The sequence below is a fragment of the Fibrivirga algicola genome (genome assembly GCF_011742925.1).
Classification (GTDB): domain Bacteria; phylum Bacteroidota; class Bacteroidia; order Cytophagales; family Spirosomataceae; genus Fibrella; species Fibrella algicola.
In genome coordinates this window covers 342,665-358,732 of record NZ_WAEL01000004.1, presented here as the reverse complement: position 1 = coordinate 358,732, position 16,068 = coordinate 342,665, and the positions used below count along the sequence as shown (strand labels likewise).

Annotated in this window: 14 protein-coding genes; 4 read left to right on the top strand and 10 right to left on the bottom strand. The window is 45.2% G+C overall.

Annotation, left to right across the window (positions count from 1 at the left end; genetic code table 11):
- Nucleotides 1–3 precede the first annotated feature (3 nt).
- From F7231_RS12880 to F7231_RS12860, 5 genes are all read right to left on the bottom strand, one after another.
- Nucleotides 4–1,062: a glycosyltransferase gene (locus tag F7231_RS12880; protein WP_166692190.1), complete on the bottom strand. Its 1,059-nt coding sequence runs from the start codon at nt 1,060–1,062 to the stop codon at nt 4–6.
- The gene (locus F7231_RS12875; protein WP_310589319.1) at nt 1,056–2,033 is read right to left on the bottom strand and encodes a glycosyltransferase family 2 protein; all 978 of its coding nucleotides are present in this window, start codon (nt 2,031–2,033) and stop codon (nt 1,056–1,058) included. Before F7231_RS12875 ends, F7231_RS12880 begins: the two co-directional genes overlap by 7 nt.
- A 322-nt stretch (nt 2,034–2,355) precedes the next feature.
- The gene (locus F7231_RS12870) at nt 2,356–3,309 is read right to left on the bottom strand and encodes a glycosyltransferase (protein WP_166692189.1); all 954 of its coding nucleotides are present in this window, start codon (nt 3,307–3,309) and stop codon (nt 2,356–2,358) included.
- A gap of 12 nt (nt 3,310–3,321) precedes the next feature.
- Nucleotides 3,322–4,590, bottom strand: a complete 1,269-nt coding sequence (locus F7231_RS12865; protein WP_166692188.1) for an ABC transporter ATP-binding protein — start codon at nt 4,588–4,590, stop codon at nt 3,322–3,324.
- 5 nt (nt 4,591–4,595) lie between these two features.
- Nucleotides 4,596–5,456: an ABC transporter permease gene (locus F7231_RS12860; RefSeq protein ID WP_166692187.1), complete on the bottom strand. Its 861-nt coding sequence runs from the start codon at nt 5,454–5,456 to the stop codon at nt 4,596–4,598.
- A gap of 189 nt (nt 5,457–5,645) precedes the next feature.
- Between F7231_RS12860 and F7231_RS12855 the strand changes: the two genes are divergently transcribed.
- Nucleotides 5,646–6,368 (top strand): EcsC family protein, encoded by a 723-nt coding sequence (locus F7231_RS12855; protein WP_166692354.1) that lies wholly within the window; start codon nt 5,646–5,648, stop codon nt 6,366–6,368.
- Between the two features lie 80 nt (nt 6,369–6,448).
- Here F7231_RS12855 and F7231_RS12850 read toward each other — a convergent pair whose 3' ends face one another.
- A complete protein-coding gene (locus F7231_RS12850) occupies nt 6,449–7,411 on the bottom strand; it encodes an alpha-E domain-containing protein (RefSeq protein ID WP_085413502.1) in 963 nt (320 codons plus the stop codon).
- A gap of 248 nt (nt 7,412–7,659) precedes the next feature.
- Here F7231_RS12850 and F7231_RS12845 point away from each other — a divergent pair, with 248 nt between their 5' ends.
- On the top strand, nt 7,660–8,421 hold the full coding sequence (locus F7231_RS12845) for an NIPSNAP family protein (protein ID WP_085413504.1): 762 nt from the start codon (nt 7,660–7,662) through the stop codon (nt 8,419–8,421).
- An 84-nt stretch (nt 8,422–8,505) separates the two neighbouring features.
- Here the strand turns inward: F7231_RS12845 and F7231_RS12840 are convergent, their stop codons facing one another.
- Nucleotides 8,506–10,035, bottom strand: coding sequence for a sulfatase family protein (locus tag F7231_RS12840; RefSeq protein ID WP_166692186.1), 1,530 nt, complete (start codon nt 10,033–10,035; stop codon nt 8,506–8,508).
- A 122-nt stretch (nt 10,036–10,157) separates the two neighbouring features.
- Nucleotides 10,158–10,817: a DUF6766 family protein gene (locus F7231_RS12835; RefSeq protein ID WP_166692185.1), complete on the bottom strand. Its 660-nt coding sequence runs from the start codon at nt 10,815–10,817 to the stop codon at nt 10,158–10,160.
- A gap of 603 nt (nt 10,818–11,420) precedes the next feature.
- Here F7231_RS12835 and F7231_RS12830 point away from each other — a divergent pair.
- Together F7231_RS12830 and F7231_RS12825 are read left to right on the top strand one after the other, a co-directional pair.
- Entirely contained in the window at nt 11,421–11,873 is a 453-nt protein-coding gene (locus F7231_RS12830; protein ID WP_085413510.1) for a hypothetical protein, read from the top strand.
- Nucleotides 11,874–12,131: 258 nt separating this feature from the next.
- Nucleotides 12,132–14,198 (top strand): alpha-1,4-glucan--maltose-1-phosphate maltosyltransferase, encoded by a 2,067-nt coding sequence (locus F7231_RS12825; RefSeq protein ID WP_166692184.1) that lies wholly within the window; start codon nt 12,132–12,134, stop codon nt 14,196–14,198.
- 54 nt (nt 14,199–14,252) lie between these two features.
- Here the strand turns inward: F7231_RS12825 and F7231_RS12820 are convergent, their stop codons facing one another.
- Both F7231_RS12820 and F7231_RS12815 read right to left on the bottom strand, forming a co-directional pair.
- Complete coding sequence (locus F7231_RS12820; protein ID WP_085413513.1) at nt 14,253–14,495, bottom strand: hypothetical protein; 243 nt, start codon at nt 14,493–14,495, stop codon at nt 14,253–14,255.
- 99 nt (nt 14,496–14,594) lie between these two features.
- Nucleotides 14,595–16,067 carry a M48 family metalloprotease gene (locus tag F7231_RS12815; RefSeq protein ID WP_166692183.1) on the bottom strand — a complete coding sequence of 491 codons (1,473 nt, stop codon included), beginning with the start codon at nt 16,065–16,067 and terminating at the stop codon, nt 14,595–14,597.
- Nucleotide 16,068 lies beyond the last annotated feature (1 nt).

Genomic DNA, 16,068 nt, shown 5'->3' with positions numbered 1-16,068 from the left:
GTATCAACACGTAACATTCTGTTCGTGTCCTTTTAATTCGGCTAGCTTAGCGAAAGCAAGGCTATACTTCCCTGCTTCCAGAAAGTGGCCTTTCATTTCTTTAATGTATTTGTAAGAGCCTAATCGGGCTTTCAGGATATGTACCTTTATGGCTTTTGTCTTTTTATTTTCTATTCCTGGCAGAATAGATTTAAGAAGAAGAGTCCAGAGTAAGGAGCAAGTAAAATGCAATACTCGTCTGGTGATCGCGATGTAGAATACGAACAAACTGGTTGATCTGGTATTTAAAAATAGTTTATAGGGCTCTAGTACTATGAATGATAACGCATTGATTTTCATGTAGTTTACATAGTAAAGCCAGGTTAATCGTGTGGCCTGAATAAAATGCTTGAATCGCAAGTCATTGTCGTACCAAATTGAGTAATTTGCTATTGACAAAGCATAGCATAGTTCAGAGTCACCACCCGACGATAGCTGATTACCCAGACGGTCTGTAAGTTTAAATTGAAAGCCTGCTTCCCGAATAGCTAGGTAAGCTGATTTGCGTAGAACACTTCCAGCACCGTATACCGAGAAATGAGGAACTTCGCCAGTTGAGCGCGCCTGTGGTCCACCAGCGTGTATTCCTGGTGAAAAGGTAACTGCCCATTTTGGGGGGGGGACTTCATATACTAGCTCCGCATGACCTCCTAGCATACCTATATCTGGATGCTGTTCCATAATTGAGTAAGCCTTAGCGACATAATCTTTAAATAGCCAATTGTCATCGTCGCACAAGATGATATATGGATATTTAGCACTGACGAAGCCAAGTTCTCTGGCGAAGCTCAGACCTTGCCTAGGTTCGTGCAGAATATGGAATGTAGCTGTACACGTATACTTAGCCCATTCTGTTTCGGCAACCATTGCTGTGTTATCATCTGAGGCATTATCAACAATAATTAATTCCCAAGCTAAGTCGGAAGGAACTCGCTGATTGGCAATATGGCGCAGCGTTTCTGGCAAAAGAAGTGCTCCATTATAGGTACATAAAATGATAGATATGCCTTTATTTATTACCATAATGCGCTCATTTTACAATATAGCCAGATTACTTTTGCAACCATATATGCATCAGTATGCATTTTGAATGACTCTTTAATTTGTGAAGCCGTACTCTTCTTATTTCGAGAATTCTTCCAAATAAGACTAGCTGTACCCAAGCCATAATGTGCATAATGCTTCATAGCCAGCTTCTTTAATTTATAGCGACTTTCTTCCGGTAAGTAGTGTTGTATTTGATCAATGACCCACTGAAGATCACGAAGATTTTGGCCGCTGGTTAGTAAGTCGTGCGAGATTGAGGACTCGTGTATCCGATACTCGGCTAGAATCTCTGGCGTGTACGCAAATGAAAACTGTTCCGCTATGCGAGTCCACATTTCCCAATCTTCACCATATGTTACACCATAAAATCCACCAAGCTTTTCATAGACTTCTCGTCTGACTGTAATGCTACAATATTGAATCCGCTGTCTTTTGGCTAGTTTTGGTAGCCAGTTATGAAGCAAACCAGGTTGCTCCGATTCCTGAACCTCTTGACCAATTTTTTTGCCTTGGTTATTAATATAATTATGCCGGCAAAAAGCAGCTCCAGCCTGAGGGTATTTTTCGAAAAGAGACGTTATGGATTTATAATAGCCAGGAAGAACTATATCGTCTCCATGTAATAGATGAATTAGATAACCCGACGAGTGATTCAGGCAAGTTTCGAAATTTCGAAGACTCCCAACATTATAAGGTTGTCTGGTGTAAATTATTCGTCCATTCCCAATCTCTTTTACCAATGATTCTACATCAATATCGTTACTAGCATCATCAACAACCTCAATTTGCATTCGTCTAACTCCTATATCTTGTTTTAGAACACTGTTAAGTGTCTCCTTTAGATAGAACCCACAATTATAAACAGGAATCATCACCGACCAGAGTGGTCTATCGCCAGGTGCCGACGCTGCTTCAATTTTGGGAGGTGTGGTGGGAACACGAATCACAATGTAAAATAGATATGAACTATTGACGACCTGTAAATGTCGACAAATAAATGCTTTTTGTAATGTCTGTACAATATATGAGTAATGTCATATACCTGTACTTTAAACAAATGACAAATGAGAGCTAATTGATTGAGTGGAAAGTTAGTGTTTGTTTATCTATTTTCATTAAAAGTATTGCTTTTGTTTTAGGTTAGATGATTCATGGACACGGTTCATCTGACTAGTGAAAACAGATGAATAGATACGAGTGAGCTATATTCTGTTGAACTTGTGAGAAGGTGCTGAAATAAGTTATTTTTTATAAACGCACAGTAAAAAATTATCGTAATTTATAGCGGAATGATTTTACTATGGAAGAAGTGATTACTCGTTTTATATATGATTTTATAGGGAATACTCTGACTATATGGTATTTGAGGTATAATAAATAGTTTTCATTATAAAGAGTTTTTAAATAAGAATTTTTCCTCGATTCTGTAATAGATAATTGACTATTAACTAGTTGAAAGTACATCTGTCCACAATATAATTTCCCCCAAAAAGTAATTCCTCTCTTGTAAGCTTTCTTGTCAAGCGTATTTGTAAGAGAGTTCTCGTGCCGTTTTAAGACCTGATGAGCAAGCGTAAGCATTAGCACAGCGTCAGACGACATGTTACTTTGATGCTGCCTATATGCAGCAATAATGCACTGGTGATGAAGGACAGGATAGCGGGCCGATATACTCAAGTAAAGATCGTAATCTTCGCAGGCACGCAAGCTTGTGTCAAATTGGAACTTATCGAAAATATGACGGCGATATAGCACCGTGGCATGCATCCCAATATAATTCCACCGTAAAAAATGGCGATAGTGAGAATCCGCAACGATACGCTGCGTGGTCCAGAGAACAGTCAAATCATGATCTACTCCGTTGTGCCCACCCGATACGAAGGCCACATCAGGATGCTGAAGTAGCAGTTGCACATTAATGGCAATGGCATCTGGATATAACAGATCGTCAGCATCTAGAAACAGGAGGAAATCGCCGCTGCTATGGCGAATACCAGTGTTTCGAGCAGCAGACAATCCCTGATTCAGTTGAAAAATATAACGTACCTGCTGATTGGCTGCTGCTACTGATTTAGTTGAATCAACAGAGCCGTCGTCAACAACAATAAGTTCAATACGCTGATAAGTTTGGACATTTATACTGTCAATAGCTTGTTGTAAATATTGCCCGTGATTGTAACATGGAATTATAACAGAAACTAAGGGATCGGTAGTTGAAGACATTGTTCTACTTATTTAAACAAAGGTCTCCGTTAATACTGGCTGCCAGGTGAAGGGTAAATTCGGCCGGACCAGTCCCGGCCATTTACCATACCATTGCGTATTTTCCCGGTGATCTTCTACTCTAAACGACAAACATTCCTGATAATCGAAGAGAACGATTGACGCATCTTTTATAAAACTTAATGATAAGTAATACAGTCCGTCATTCAAGAAGTTGCCGGGAATCAGGCAATTTCCTTCAATTAATCCATGCTCACAAAACAGGTTCTGCGAGGGCATTGCGAATACGCATTCGCCCGTGTTTGTATATAGTTGCAAGGATGCGCTTAACGTTGTCCCCGCGATCAGGTTCCAGATACTGAAACGCACGCTGAGCGGTGTGCGAACGTCAATCAACGACTGGTCATCCAGAAATTGCGGAGCGATAGCGACAGAGTGGACCCGGATGTAGTCATTACCCGGTGCATTTACACTCTCGGTCCAGTGTTGGTGCAATTTGGGTTGCTGCATACTGCTCATAAATGAGTTAACAACTTCCCGAACACCACCAATTTCATTGACTTTTCCTTTTTGAAGCCATACCGCCTTTTGGCACAGGTAATTGACTGCCTGCATGTTATGACTGACAAACAGGATAGTCCGGCCTTTATCTTGAGACACTTCCTGCATCTTGCCCAGGCACTTCTTCTGGAAATCAATATCGCCAACTGCCAGTACTTCGTCCACAATCAAAATGTCAGGGTCAAGGTGAGCCGCTACTGCAAATGCAAGGCGCATATACATGCCCGATGAATAGCGCTTTGTTGGTGTATCGATGAATTTTTCAATACCAGAAAACGAAACAATTTCATCGAACTGCCGCTTAATGTCGGCTTTTCTCATGCCAAGCATGTAGCCGCTTATGTAGATATTTTCACGGCCAGTTAACTCGGGATGAAAACCGGTACCTACTTCAAGTAAGCTGCTGATTTTGCCTTTACCGCGAATACTTCCTTCGGTTGGACGAATTATTCGGGAAATAATTTTTAATAATGTCGATTTACCCGCTCCGTTCGAGCCCACGATTCCCCAAACTTCACCTTGCTTAATATCAAAACTAATATTGTCCAGTGCCCAGATTTCGGAATTGGATGCGTTAGTTGACCCGAAAAAACTGTCTTCCTGCTTACGAACAGATGTTGTCCACCACCGTTGTAAATCCTGACGAAATGACCCTGTGCCGATCGTGCCTAAACGGTATCGCTTTGATAGGTTTTCTAGTCGTACTACTGTATCGCTCATAGAAATTATATTACGTCCATTATTTTGTCGCCTTGTTTATTGAAAAAAACCATAGCCACGACAAATAATAAAGTTGTCATAGAAAGACTATAGATTAAGCTCGTAGCAGTGAATGTTCCTTCCCGCAATACCGCAAAACGACAAAGTTCGAATAGTGGAGTCAGTGGATTTAATTCAGCGAGCCAACGAACGTTGGCTGGGATTATCGATACTGAATAAATTACAGGGGTTACAAACATCATCAGTCTGATACCCAACACGGCCACATTGGTCAGATCCCGATATTTGGCCGTCAATACAGCAAACAGCAGTCCGGCAGAGAGGCCGTTCAGGCCAATAAGTAGAATGCAAAAGGGAGCCGCAAACAACCAATTATTAAATTCGATTGGTACGTTTTGGAAAAGACTGTAGTACACAATTAATGTTACCAGCAAGCTCGATTGGAGCAATAAACGCATAAAGTTGGCACTCATTACAGACAGGGGGATGATCAGTCTGGGGAAATATACCTTCTCAAATATGTGCACGTTATGTGTAAACGTATAGGATACGCTTGTGAAACTTTCACTGAAAAAAGTCCATAATATAATTCCTACAAGATAGAATAGTACCGGAGGAGTATTCCCTGTAGAAATGCCTACTATATTAGTAAAGACGAGTACATAAGTAGCGAGCGTCAATAGAGGCTGAAAAAGCATCCAGAGCGGGCCAAGGAGGGTTTGCTGATGATTGACTAAAAAGTCTCTGCGGACTAAACGGACTAATAAATTTCGGTATGTCCATACCTCAATCAATTTCCAGTCCCACCAACTAGTCTGATTTGTGATTTCCCAATCCCATTCATCCTGTTGTGTGTTGTGTTGCATATGGTAAAACGAAGTACTTTAATTGACCCTTCGTGATGAGTTCAACTAGTTAGTACCCGTAAACTTAACTAATTTTTACGGGTTGTCTTTTTAGCTTGTAGCCAGACACGCGAAGCCCATGTTGTAAATTTAGTAAATGGAAAGGCATTTTCTCTTTCGTTTCCCTGCACACCGATGTACACAAATTTGATGTCGCCATATGAGCAAAGCGCTCGAGAGGAACTACTCCGTTGGGCCGAGGAGATGCGCCGGAACCCATCGCTGGCAAATCGGATGGCGAAGTTGTTTCAAACAAAAATGAACCGGTTGATTCCTGATAAGGTCCACGCTGTTATTACGGGCGCGATCAAACACATGACTAGGGCGGTACTGCTGGGATCTGAATACACGGCTCCGAAGGTAGTGAGAGATCAACCGCTCGATCAGCGGGAGGCAGCGGTACATAATCGAATTGCGTGGTATAAGCGTGTTGGGGCGGCTGAAGGTGGCCTGACCGGCGCTGCCGGGTTGCTGGTAGGTCTAGCCGATTTTCCCTTGCTGCTCAGTTTGAAAATGAAAATGCTCTACGACATTGCCGCCCTCTACGGGTATGACGTATCAGATTATCGGGAGCGCCTGTATGTACTGCACGTGTTCCAACTGGCTTTTTCAAGCCAAAGCAGGCGACAAGCAATATTCGCTCAACTTGAAAACTGGACAGCCCATGCGCAAGCCTTACCCGAAGATATTAACGAATTTGATTGGCTGACGTTTCAGCAGGAGTACCGCGACTATATCGACCTCGCCAAAATGCTCCAGTTGGTACCTGGTATTGGCGCTGTTGTGGGTGTAGTAGCTAATTGGCGACTTCTCAATGAACTGGGAGACGTGGCTATTATGGCCTATCGAATGCGTCGTTTTGCGGATCAATGACTGGTTATCAACCCCCCACAGATGCGCCAGAGAACGTACCTGCGAAACGCTGACAATTGATAACCAGTCGTTAATCTGGGTTACGCCTCGACCGCCTTTAAATCGAAATAAGTCTTATAGATTTCCGTACCGATGTCGTTGGTCTGTGTCTGGAAATTATCGAGAAACTCATGTAAACCTGATTTGAAAATATCGTCGACAACGGTGAATTCAAGATCACTTCGAAGTTTGCTGATAGCTCGTTCGGCTGCATTGCCAAATCCCTGCGTAACCGACGTACCTGAGATTTCGTAAAGCGACAATTCGGCTTGGCGAATACAGTGAGCCGCCGCCCTTGGAAAGAGCTTATCCAATAGCAGGAATTCGACAATATTGGCTGGGGTGAGGCTTCGGTATTGCTGACGAAACATATTGTACGCTGATGCCGATTTCAAGACAGCAGCCCAAATAACCAAGTCAAGCGTAGTGCTGGCAGAACCGTCGGCGGGGAGCAGAGTGAAGTATTTTACATCGAGGAAGCGTGTTGTTTTATCGGCGCGTTCGGTGAAGCGTCCCACACGGGCGAAATGCCAGGCTTCATTGCGGGTAATCGTAGCGTCAATGATGCCGTAAAACAACTGTGCACCGTAGCTGATTTCGGTGAAAAAATCCTGGGTTTGGCTTAGGCTCCAGTCAGCGTGATTGCCTGTTCCCTGCACCATATGATACAACTCATTTAACTTTTCCCACATCTCTTTCGAGATTGTCTCACGGACCGTGCGTGCATTTTCGCGGGCAAAATTCAGGCTCGACACAATCGAACTTGGGTTTCGTTTGTCGAACGTCATGTACTCAATTACATTCTCGCGGGTAGCCTCCTGGTAGTGCTCATAAAAGCCGTAGTTGTTGGCGGTTGCAATCAGCAGAGGCTCCCATTGAGGCACAACATTAGGGGGAAGGTCCAGTGCCAGGTTGAAATTCACGCTCATAAACCGGGCATAATTTTCAGCCCGTTCAATGTAGCGATTCATCCAGTATATTGAGTTTGCAACGCGGCTAAGCATAATGTTGACGGGGGCTATGTATGAGTTCCCTCAAAAATAACCGCCCCATACGCCGATACAAGCATTTTCAGGAGAAAAGGCTGATGATTAAATCGCCAGCACGCCAAGTTGGCTGTTGATCGGCGTCAGTGAACCTGTCTGTGTTGCCGTAACGTACCTGGACCACTGACCTGTTACCTGCCTATTCACGTATCAGTATAATTTCAAAAAAAGTCTCCTTTGTCAGTATAATCCATTACAATACACTCATGAAAAAGCTCCGCTTTACTTTGTTTTTTGCCAGTTCGCTCGCTGCCCTTTGTTGCATTAATTCTGCGGCACTCGGACAGTCCTCAAAATACTACGAGGTACGTGTTTATCACCCAACCCCAGGGAAATACGCCGCCATTGTCGACCGGTTTCGGCAGTATACAACCAAGCTGTTTGAAAAACACGGCATGGAGAACATTGGCTATTGGACTCCTACCGATACGAGTCGCCAGGAGCTGGTTTATATTCTGGCCTACCCCAGCAAAGCTGCCCGAGACACATCCTGGAAACACTTTGGTGCCGATCCAGCTTGGCGTGAGGTAGTAGCAAAAACAGAAGCGAATGGAAAGCTGGTCAGCAAGGTCGATTCGTATTTCATGACAGAGTCTGACCTATCGCCTGCGATTAAATTGAAGAAAAAATCGCCCATGCGAACCTTCGAATTGCGTACCTACACGGCTCAACCCGATAAACTGCCCAACCTGCTTAGCCGTTTCCGCGACCACACCCGGAAGCTGTTTACTAAGCATGGCATGGAGAATATTGCTTATTGGGTAACCGCTGAAAAGGAAGGAGTTCAACCCAAACTAGTCTATATTCTGGCTCACCCAAGCGAAGCCGAGGGGAAGGCAAACTTTGATTTATTCCGCAAAGATCCCAAGTGGGAAAAAGTGAAAGCCGAGTCAGAAAAAGATGGCCCTCTTACGGTGAAAGTTGAATCCCTATATATGAAGCCAACCGATTATTCGCCGCTGCAATAATCACCGCTGTACCCATTAAAAAAGCCTGTCTAGATCTTGGACAGGCTTTTTTAATGGGTACAGCGGTGATTATTGCAGCGGCCATCAGTATGTTCCTTTATACCGGTGGTCAAAGCGCTTTTGCCGAACAGGATGGAGAGGAATCTGCAGCCCGTTGGTCGATTCAAGCCAGTTGAACACCTCATTCCGTAACTCCTTGGCAATCGCCTGGTGCGCATCGCTTCGAATCAAATTATTTACTTCCTGCGGGTCGGTCTGTAAATCATACAACTCATTGGCATCCCAGACACCATGATTGAATATGTACTTATACCGTCCCGTTCTGACGCCAAACATTGTGGGCGTTTGGGGGAAATCAGCCTCCCAGTAGTATTCGTAAAACGCCTGGTCACGCCACGGTACAGTTACACCTTTCAGAAGCGGTAAAAACGAATTCCCCTGCATCTGGGCTGGCTTCGAAAGCCCGGCATAAGCCAAAAAAGTGGGTGCAATGTCAACATTCTGAATCACCTGGTCGACGGTTGTGCTGGCTTTAATGATGGCCGGGCAGCGTACCAGTAAGGGTACCCGCATCGACTCTTCGTACATATGTCGTTTGTCGATTAAACCGCGTTCGCCAAAGCTGAAGCCGTTGTCACCCATGTACACGACCATTGTGGTTTCAGCCAAATTGTTATCGTCGAGCCACTGTAGTACGCGCCCTACGCTATCGTCGACACCCATCAGCGTTTCGCAGTATTGCCGGTAGAAATCATTAAAGCCAATTGCGCCGTGGTAGAGGTAGTCTACTCCATGCCAACTATACCGCTGCTGTTTCACCCAGTTAGGCATATCAGCAATATTAACCGGCACGGCTTTCGCCTCCGGACCCAGTACTGGTTTTGGCCCCCAAACCTTGCTGCTGTCAGAAGCCGTCAGGTACATCGACTGCGGATAATTGATTGGCATGGCCGCATTTACACCCCGATGCCGTCTGGCTGGCTGAAATTCTGCATGCACAGCCTTGTGAGACAGGTACATACAGAATGGCTTGTCTTTATTGAGCGAGTTGAGCCACTTCAGGGCGTAATCAGTCAGCAGATCGGTTATATAGCTGCTATCGCCATGGGCTACTTGTTTGCCGTTGATATTGAATGTCGGGTTATAGTAGATGCCTTGCCCTTTGAAACTGAGCCAGTAATCGAAGCCAGGTTGAGGCGCATCATCAGAATTCCCCATATGCCATTTTCCGAAAAAAGCGGTTCTATACCCCACTTGCTTCAGGTACTGAGGAAAGAATTTTAGGCCGGGTGTTTGCGGGGCAAAGTTATCGACTACTTTATGGGTATGTGCGTATTGACCGGTTAGTATGCTGGCCCGGCTGGGAGAGCAAAGGGCTGTACTAACAAACGCATTGCGTACGTGAGCCCCTTCACGAGCCAGCCGATCAAGGTTTGGGGTAGATAGACCCGCCACCTTACCTGTAAAACCCATGAAGTCATACCGATGGTCGTCGGCCAGGATGTAAATAATGTTTTTGGGTTTGGTTGGAGGTAAACCTACTTTCGGTCGAAACGAAACCAGTAAGGTGGTGAGCACCAGAGTCCCCACTATATAGAGTACGATCTGCTTCATGCGTAATGAAAAGTAAAATATAAAGTTTCTACCCATCTACGTACCCATACGATAACATGAGTAGTCTGACATAATCAGCTTAAATAGTTGGCTAGTAAGTAAGTTATCGAAGCAGCGCTGATTCATTCTCCGGTTTGAGAATGAGGTGCATCAACAGGCTTAGACTCTGGAGATCCTTTCTGGCGCAGAAAAATAGAAAGCACGACAATGGCAAGTACTGATAAAAACTCACTTTGCCAGTTTTGCAATGACTGAAACCAAAATTCAGTAGTGCCAAGGAATTGCCAAACGGTAAACAATTTATCTTTTCCTTTCATCAGCTGCTCTTCATTATACAGCCTCACTCCGCCAATAGCATGTAAGAAAAAAGAAAGTAGAAAAAGCAGAAAAAAAGCAAGGCTTAGCGAGTTTTCATAGAGTTTAAGCACCCATCCCCCTCGCTGAACAGGCCAGGGGGCATCTTTCCGAGCAGTTGAAGGAACACGATCAACCTCCTCTGATTCATCGGGGTCTTTCGATTCAGAAGAACCTTTCTGGTATAGAGAAACCGTAAGCAATACATAAACACCCATTTGCAGAAACTCACTTTCCCAATTCTCGAACACAGCTTCGATGCAGTGGCCGCTGGTTAAATAATGAACAAAGGAAAGCTGATGCCGACCAAAGTCACCAAGTTCATCGTTGTACTCATGCCAACCAACAACTAATTGACTAATCAATGTGAGCAGTGTAACGACCGCTAGTGCGAGTGAAAGACCATTTTCTTTGACTAATTTTTTCATAACGTTAGTAATGTGGGTTAGGCAGATGACTATTAATTATAACAAAGTAGTGCCAGGGTTAGTGTACTTACCTAAACTGATAGTGAGGCGGTAGAAGAACAACAGTAACCAAGTTCCAATGTGGATAAGCTTAACACGTAGCGCGAATACTGTAACGGCCTTTAGTGGGCGAGTCTCCCGTAAATAATTGTATAAAATTTTGTAATTAGCTACTCTCTAAGGTTGAATCGTATCTATAAAGCGTTGATTATTAGATAAATAATTGAAAAAGAGATAATGTCTTCAAGTGCAAACTATTGTAAGGGGATAGGTGGCTCTGAGAGGTAGACCAGCTAAAATTAAACTACATACTACTAAAAACAGCCGAAGGCATATCATTTGCCAGTATACTTAACTATAGATAATGACGTATAAATAGTTGCTTATTTTATGAACACTGGCTGATCGGCAAGCCTTAAAGAAGCGGCTTTGTCTGTTACGAAATGCAAAATAATTGTGAGCTTCGCTTAGTTTTTATTGAGACACCTCACTCTTTTTTGTGCCAAATTCTGTGACGGCTACAATTAATGTGTATGTTTGCACAGAACTTATTACTCCTATACTATGCAGACAGAAGAAATTCGCTTTTTTAGCCCATCGGAAAATACAGAAGAAGTCGCACCGAAAAAGCGGTCGAAAAAACCAGTTACGGTAACAGGGTATATCTCTGCGACGGGGAAATTGGTACTGCCAAATAAAAGTGTAGAGCAGTTGGGGATAAACCCAGCCGGTCTTGCGTTCAAAGTTGGCGCTCAGGCAGGGAAGCGTAAAGCGAAAATGCTATACCTTGTTCCAGCTTCTGCATCTGATTCAGCTTCGTTTGAGCTTGTGAAAGCAGCAAAGAGTTATAGTATTTCGTTGCCGTTCATCCTCCAGAAGAATGGTATCGATTACGTTGGCCAGAAATATACATTCGTGGTTAACTCATTCGATTTCGACGGCGGTGTGACTGGTTATATGCTAAAATTGAATAAGCCAGCTGAAAAATCAGGAAAAGTTGGTCGGCCAAAAGCATAACTCCTGCTGCATCCGTTTAGTAGGCATTAAACAATGTGTACGTAAATAAGCGGTTACAACCATAAAAGTTAATCGAACTAATCCCCCAGAATACTATTTTTTTAATAGTATTCCGGGGGATTGTTTTCTTAGTATAGCCTATAGTTTTAATAGGAATATAGCGGGATGATTTAATGCTGCACTTAGCTGATTAGCCCGTATCCTAAACCGAACTCTGGCCTAGGAGGTTATTTTTGTAGCTCAATCGTCGCTTCATTTATGAAAAAACAAGCATCGTCGACAAAATCTTCACCTAAACCTGATCCATCGCTGATCGACTTATCGGGTCAGACTCGTGTGCAAATAGAACGGGTTTCGCCCGAAATTGAAGCGGGGTATGATCGGCCTGGACGATACCCAATTAAAGCAATTATCGGTGATCTTATTCCAGTAGAGGCAGACATCATTTCGGATGGTCATGATGTGCTGGCAGCCCGGTTGCTCTACCGACGTGCCGAAGAAAAAGCCTGGCAGGAAGTGTCTATGAAACTGCTGGTTAATGACCGATGGGCTGGAACGTTCACTGTCGAAGCGCCTGGTCGTTATCAGTACACAATAGAAGCCTGGGTCGATCACGTTGCCTCGTGGCATCATGAGATAGAATTGAAGCTGGCCGATGGTCAGCGTATAAGTAGTGAACTGCTGGCTGGTGCGGTGCTGGTAGACGGGATGGCTCACCGTGCCGCAGCTGGCCCAACTGCAAATGCCCATGATGCGGCCGAGCTAATTCGCGCGGCTAGGCTCTTCCGGGAGGGAGCAGACCTAACCAATAGCGAGGTTTACCAGCAGGCTATTCATCTGGCTGAGAGCGAGCAGTTCCTTATGTGGGCTCAACGTTACCCTGAACGGCAACACCCTGCTCGTTATCCATATACCTTGAGTGTAGAAGTGGACCGGGCAAAAGCTGGTTTCAGCACATGGTATTGCCTGTTTCCGCGTTCGGCCAGTCAGGAGTTAGGGGCTGGCAACGTACCGTTACACGGTAGCTTTCGTGATGTAGAAAAACTCCTGCCTCGCATCGCCGGTATGGGGTTCGATGTGCTATATCTGCCACCCATTCATCCAATAGGAACGGCTCACCGAAAAGGGAAAAACAACTCAGTCACCTGCTTACCTGGCGAACCGGGTGTGCCCTACGGTATCGGCTCGGCTGAAGGTGGTCATGACACCATTCATGCCGAGTTAGGGACAGTCGACGACTTCAAACGGTTAATTGCGGAAGCTAAAATCTATGGTATTGAACTGGCTATGGACCTGGCCATTCAATGCTCGCCAGATCATCCATGGGCAGTAGAGCATCCTGACTGGTTCAAAAAACGGCCAGATGGTACTATTCAGTACGCCGAAAACCCACCTAAAAAATACCAGGATATTTATCCGGTCAATTTCGAAACGACAGACTGGCAAAACCTGTGGCTTGAACTGAAGCGGGTACTACTCCTTTGGGCTGATTGGGGCGTGAGGATTGTGCGTGTCGACAACCCACACACGAAGCCGTTTGGGTTTTGGGAGTGGGTAATCGCTGAAGTTAAAAAGCATCACCCGGACATGCTATTTCTGTCTGAGGCCTTTACGAAGCCTAAAGTGATGCAACAACTAGCCAAAGTTGGCTTTGCGCATTCGTACACATACTACACCTGGCGGACTACAAAGGCTGAATTGCAACAGTACATGACCGAGTTGACGGCAGGGGAGATGAAACAGTATTTCCGACCTAATTTCTGGCCCACAACCCACGATATCAATCCGGGAATTCTACAATCGGGTCATGAACCTCAATTCTTGATCCGTTATTTCCTAGCGGCTACTCTTTCGGCTAATTACGGCATCTACGGCCCATCATTTGAGTTGATGGAACACGTACCTGTACCAAACAAGGAAGAATTTTTGAATTCAGAAAAGTACGAAATACGCCATTGGGATTGGGAGCGGACAAATAAGTTAACGTACCTGATTGGTCTAACTAACCGGATTCGCCGCAATAATGCTGCTCTGCAACAAACTAACAACCTCACCTTCTGCCGCATCGACGATGACCACCTAATGGCTTACCTGAAAGTAACAGGGGATAATCGGTTACTGGTTGTGGTAAATATGGATGCTTACAATCGGCGTGCCGCTATGCTTCAGGTGCCCATCTGGGAGCTTGGTATAGGTGCAGAACAGCCGTACACCGTTCATGATTTGCTCACTGGAAACCGGTATACGTGGAACGGTGAATGGAATTTCATAGAACTGGATCCGTACATCATGCCTATGCATCTGTTCCGTATAGAGCTAGCCTGATTTGTTGGCCAAGTAATTCAATAAAAAAACGCCGGCCCTACAGCCGGCGTTTTTTTATTGAATTAAATGCCTGAGTAACTCTTGTAATAACTCGACCATGTCGGCAAGTCGATTGGCGAACCAATTAGCCACGCTAAAATTACCAACATTGGGTATACTCAGCGTTGGTCGCTGAAAGGAAGTAGGCAGCATGAACCGAAGCGCCACAACAGCAGCAATACACAGCGCATTCAGAAACACCGTTACGGTAAGCCGTAGGGTGGAATGATCACCGAGAAAACGCGGAAGGCGGCTCATGAGCGTGAGTGCTGTTTGTCCGTACAAAAATAAACAGACAAACGTATACATATTCACCCAGCACCTTAAATATTATGCCGACAAGTGTCAGTAAGTCAGTTATTTGGTAATAACCTTTAGCAACGTTCCCTTCTCTACCCGTTCGTCTGCCTTTAGACTATTAACAACGCCAAGCTCTTCAATCCGGCTAGCGGGCATATTCATTGCCGTCATTACTTCACGGAACGTACCGGCGCGGGGGGCCTGCCGAACGTATACGCGGTCGGGTTTACGATTTAACTTGTCGGGGTCTGTAAGTGTGCGGAAACCTTCTGACACGGATTTGAACGTAGGAAACGACTTTTGAAAGTCGGCCGCCGATGATAGACCGTGCAGAGCGTAAATATTACCGTTGTACTGAATCAGGTACGTACCGATCTGTAATGTGTTGGCGGCCGTTTGTTGTTGCTGAGGTTGTTGACCTTGCTGTTGTTGCTGAGGGAGTTGCTGCGAAATAATCACCATGGCCTGGTTCCCATTGACAGTCTGTTTGGCACTCTCGAGCACCTTCAGATTTAGCTCTTTCACCATAGCCTGGGCCGCTTCCTCCACCGAATTTCCCTTTGCCAGCATCATAATCATTGATGATTTGCCGTCTTTAGGCCCCATCTGAAACTGCGAAGGCGAGTTCTGGTGTTGCCAGCCAGTCGGCACCGGGAACTGAAATTTCAGCTCAGGGTGGTAGAACATATTGTTTTCAACAAACCCTTGCTTCGGGTCTTCGCCATACATGATGCCGTCAATCATGCGCAGGTACGTGTCACGATTTACCTGGTAGTTTCCCGGGTTCTTTGTCTGGTAGTCTTTCGCCATCTCGTGCACCTTCGTGTAGCGGTTACCCGGATCGGGGTGTGTCGATAGCATGTTGGGCACGCTTTGGCCCGAGTTATCCTGAATCCGTTTGATGGTGGCAAAGAAGTCGGCCATCTGGTTGGCATCGTAGCCAATCTTACTCGAATAGCCAACGCCAATTTCATCCGATTCCGATTCGTGGGCCCGGCTGTAACTTAACTGTAACAACTGTGCTCCCTGCATAAAGCTTTCGCCCAGTTGGGGCACCAGTATCGCTCCCGCAATGCCTGCCAGCGACGTCAACAGCTGACTGGATTGTTGCCGTACCGAGTGCCGGGCTGTGATATGGCCAATTTCGTGACCTAACACGCCGGCAAATTCGGCTTCGTTGTTGAAGTGAGCCAGAATCCCCCTGGTGAAATAAACATAGCCGCCCGGAACCGCAAAGGCATTCACAACGGGAGAATCAACGATGTAAAACTGGTAAGGCAAGTCGGGCCGGTGCGAAATGGCAGCCATGGCTTTCCCTTTCGTATTCATGAAGGCCTGTAACTTAGGGTCTTCGTACAGACCCATTGTCGCCACAATAGACGGGTGGGACTCTTTCCCAATAGCAATTTCCTGTTCCGTCGACATTAAGCTTAGCTCACGCTTGCCGGTAACGGGATTTTTAGCGCAGTTGCTCAGGCAAATTACCAGCGACACTGCAATGAGTCTGGATAAGGTAGGAGTGATTTTCATG

What these genes read in the sequence shown, in the direction of transcription:
- F7231_RS12880 (WP_166692190.1), bottom strand. Translation starts at nt 1,062, where the DNA reads ATGGTAATAAATAAAGGCATATCTATCATTTTATGTACCTATAATGGA.
- F7231_RS12870 (WP_166692189.1), bottom strand. Translation starts at nt 3,309, where the DNA reads ATGTCTTCAACTACCGATCCCTTAGTTTCTGTTATAATTCCATGTTAC.
- F7231_RS12865 (WP_166692188.1), bottom strand. Translation starts at nt 4,590, where the DNA reads ATGAGCGATACAGTAGTACGACTAGAAAACCTATCAAAGCGATACCGT.
- F7231_RS12860 (WP_166692187.1), bottom strand. Translation starts at nt 5,456, where the DNA reads ATGCAACACAACACACAACAGGATGAATGGGATTGGGAAATCACAAAT.
- F7231_RS12855 (WP_166692354.1), top strand. Translation starts at nt 5,646, where the DNA reads ATGTCGCCATATGAGCAAAGCGCTCGAGAGGAACTACTCCGTTGGGCC.
- F7231_RS12850 (WP_085413502.1), bottom strand. Translation starts at nt 7,411, where the DNA reads ATGCTTAGCCGCGTTGCAAACTCAATATACTGGATGAATCGCTACATT.
- F7231_RS12845 (WP_085413504.1), top strand. Translation starts at nt 7,660, where the DNA reads ATGAAAAAGCTCCGCTTTACTTTGTTTTTTGCCAGTTCGCTCGCTGCC.
- F7231_RS12840 (WP_166692186.1), bottom strand. Translation starts at nt 10,035, where the DNA reads ATGAAGCAGATCGTACTCTATATAGTGGGGACTCTGGTGCTCACCACC.
- F7231_RS12835 (WP_166692185.1), bottom strand. Translation starts at nt 10,817, where the DNA reads ATGAAAAAATTAGTCAAAGAAAATGGTCTTTCACTCGCACTAGCGGTC.
- F7231_RS12830 (WP_085413510.1), top strand. Translation starts at nt 11,421, where the DNA reads ATGCAGACAGAAGAAATTCGCTTTTTTAGCCCATCGGAAAATACAGAA.
- F7231_RS12825 (WP_166692184.1), top strand. Translation starts at nt 12,132, where the DNA reads ATGAAAAAACAAGCATCGTCGACAAAATCTTCACCTAAACCTGATCCA.
- F7231_RS12820 (WP_085413513.1), bottom strand. Translation starts at nt 14,495, where the DNA reads ATGAGCCGCCTTCCGCGTTTTCTCGGTGATCATTCCACCCTACGGCTT.
- F7231_RS12815 (WP_166692183.1), bottom strand. Translation starts at nt 16,067, where the DNA reads ATGAAAATCACTCCTACCTTATCCAGACTCATTGCAGTGTCGCTGGTA.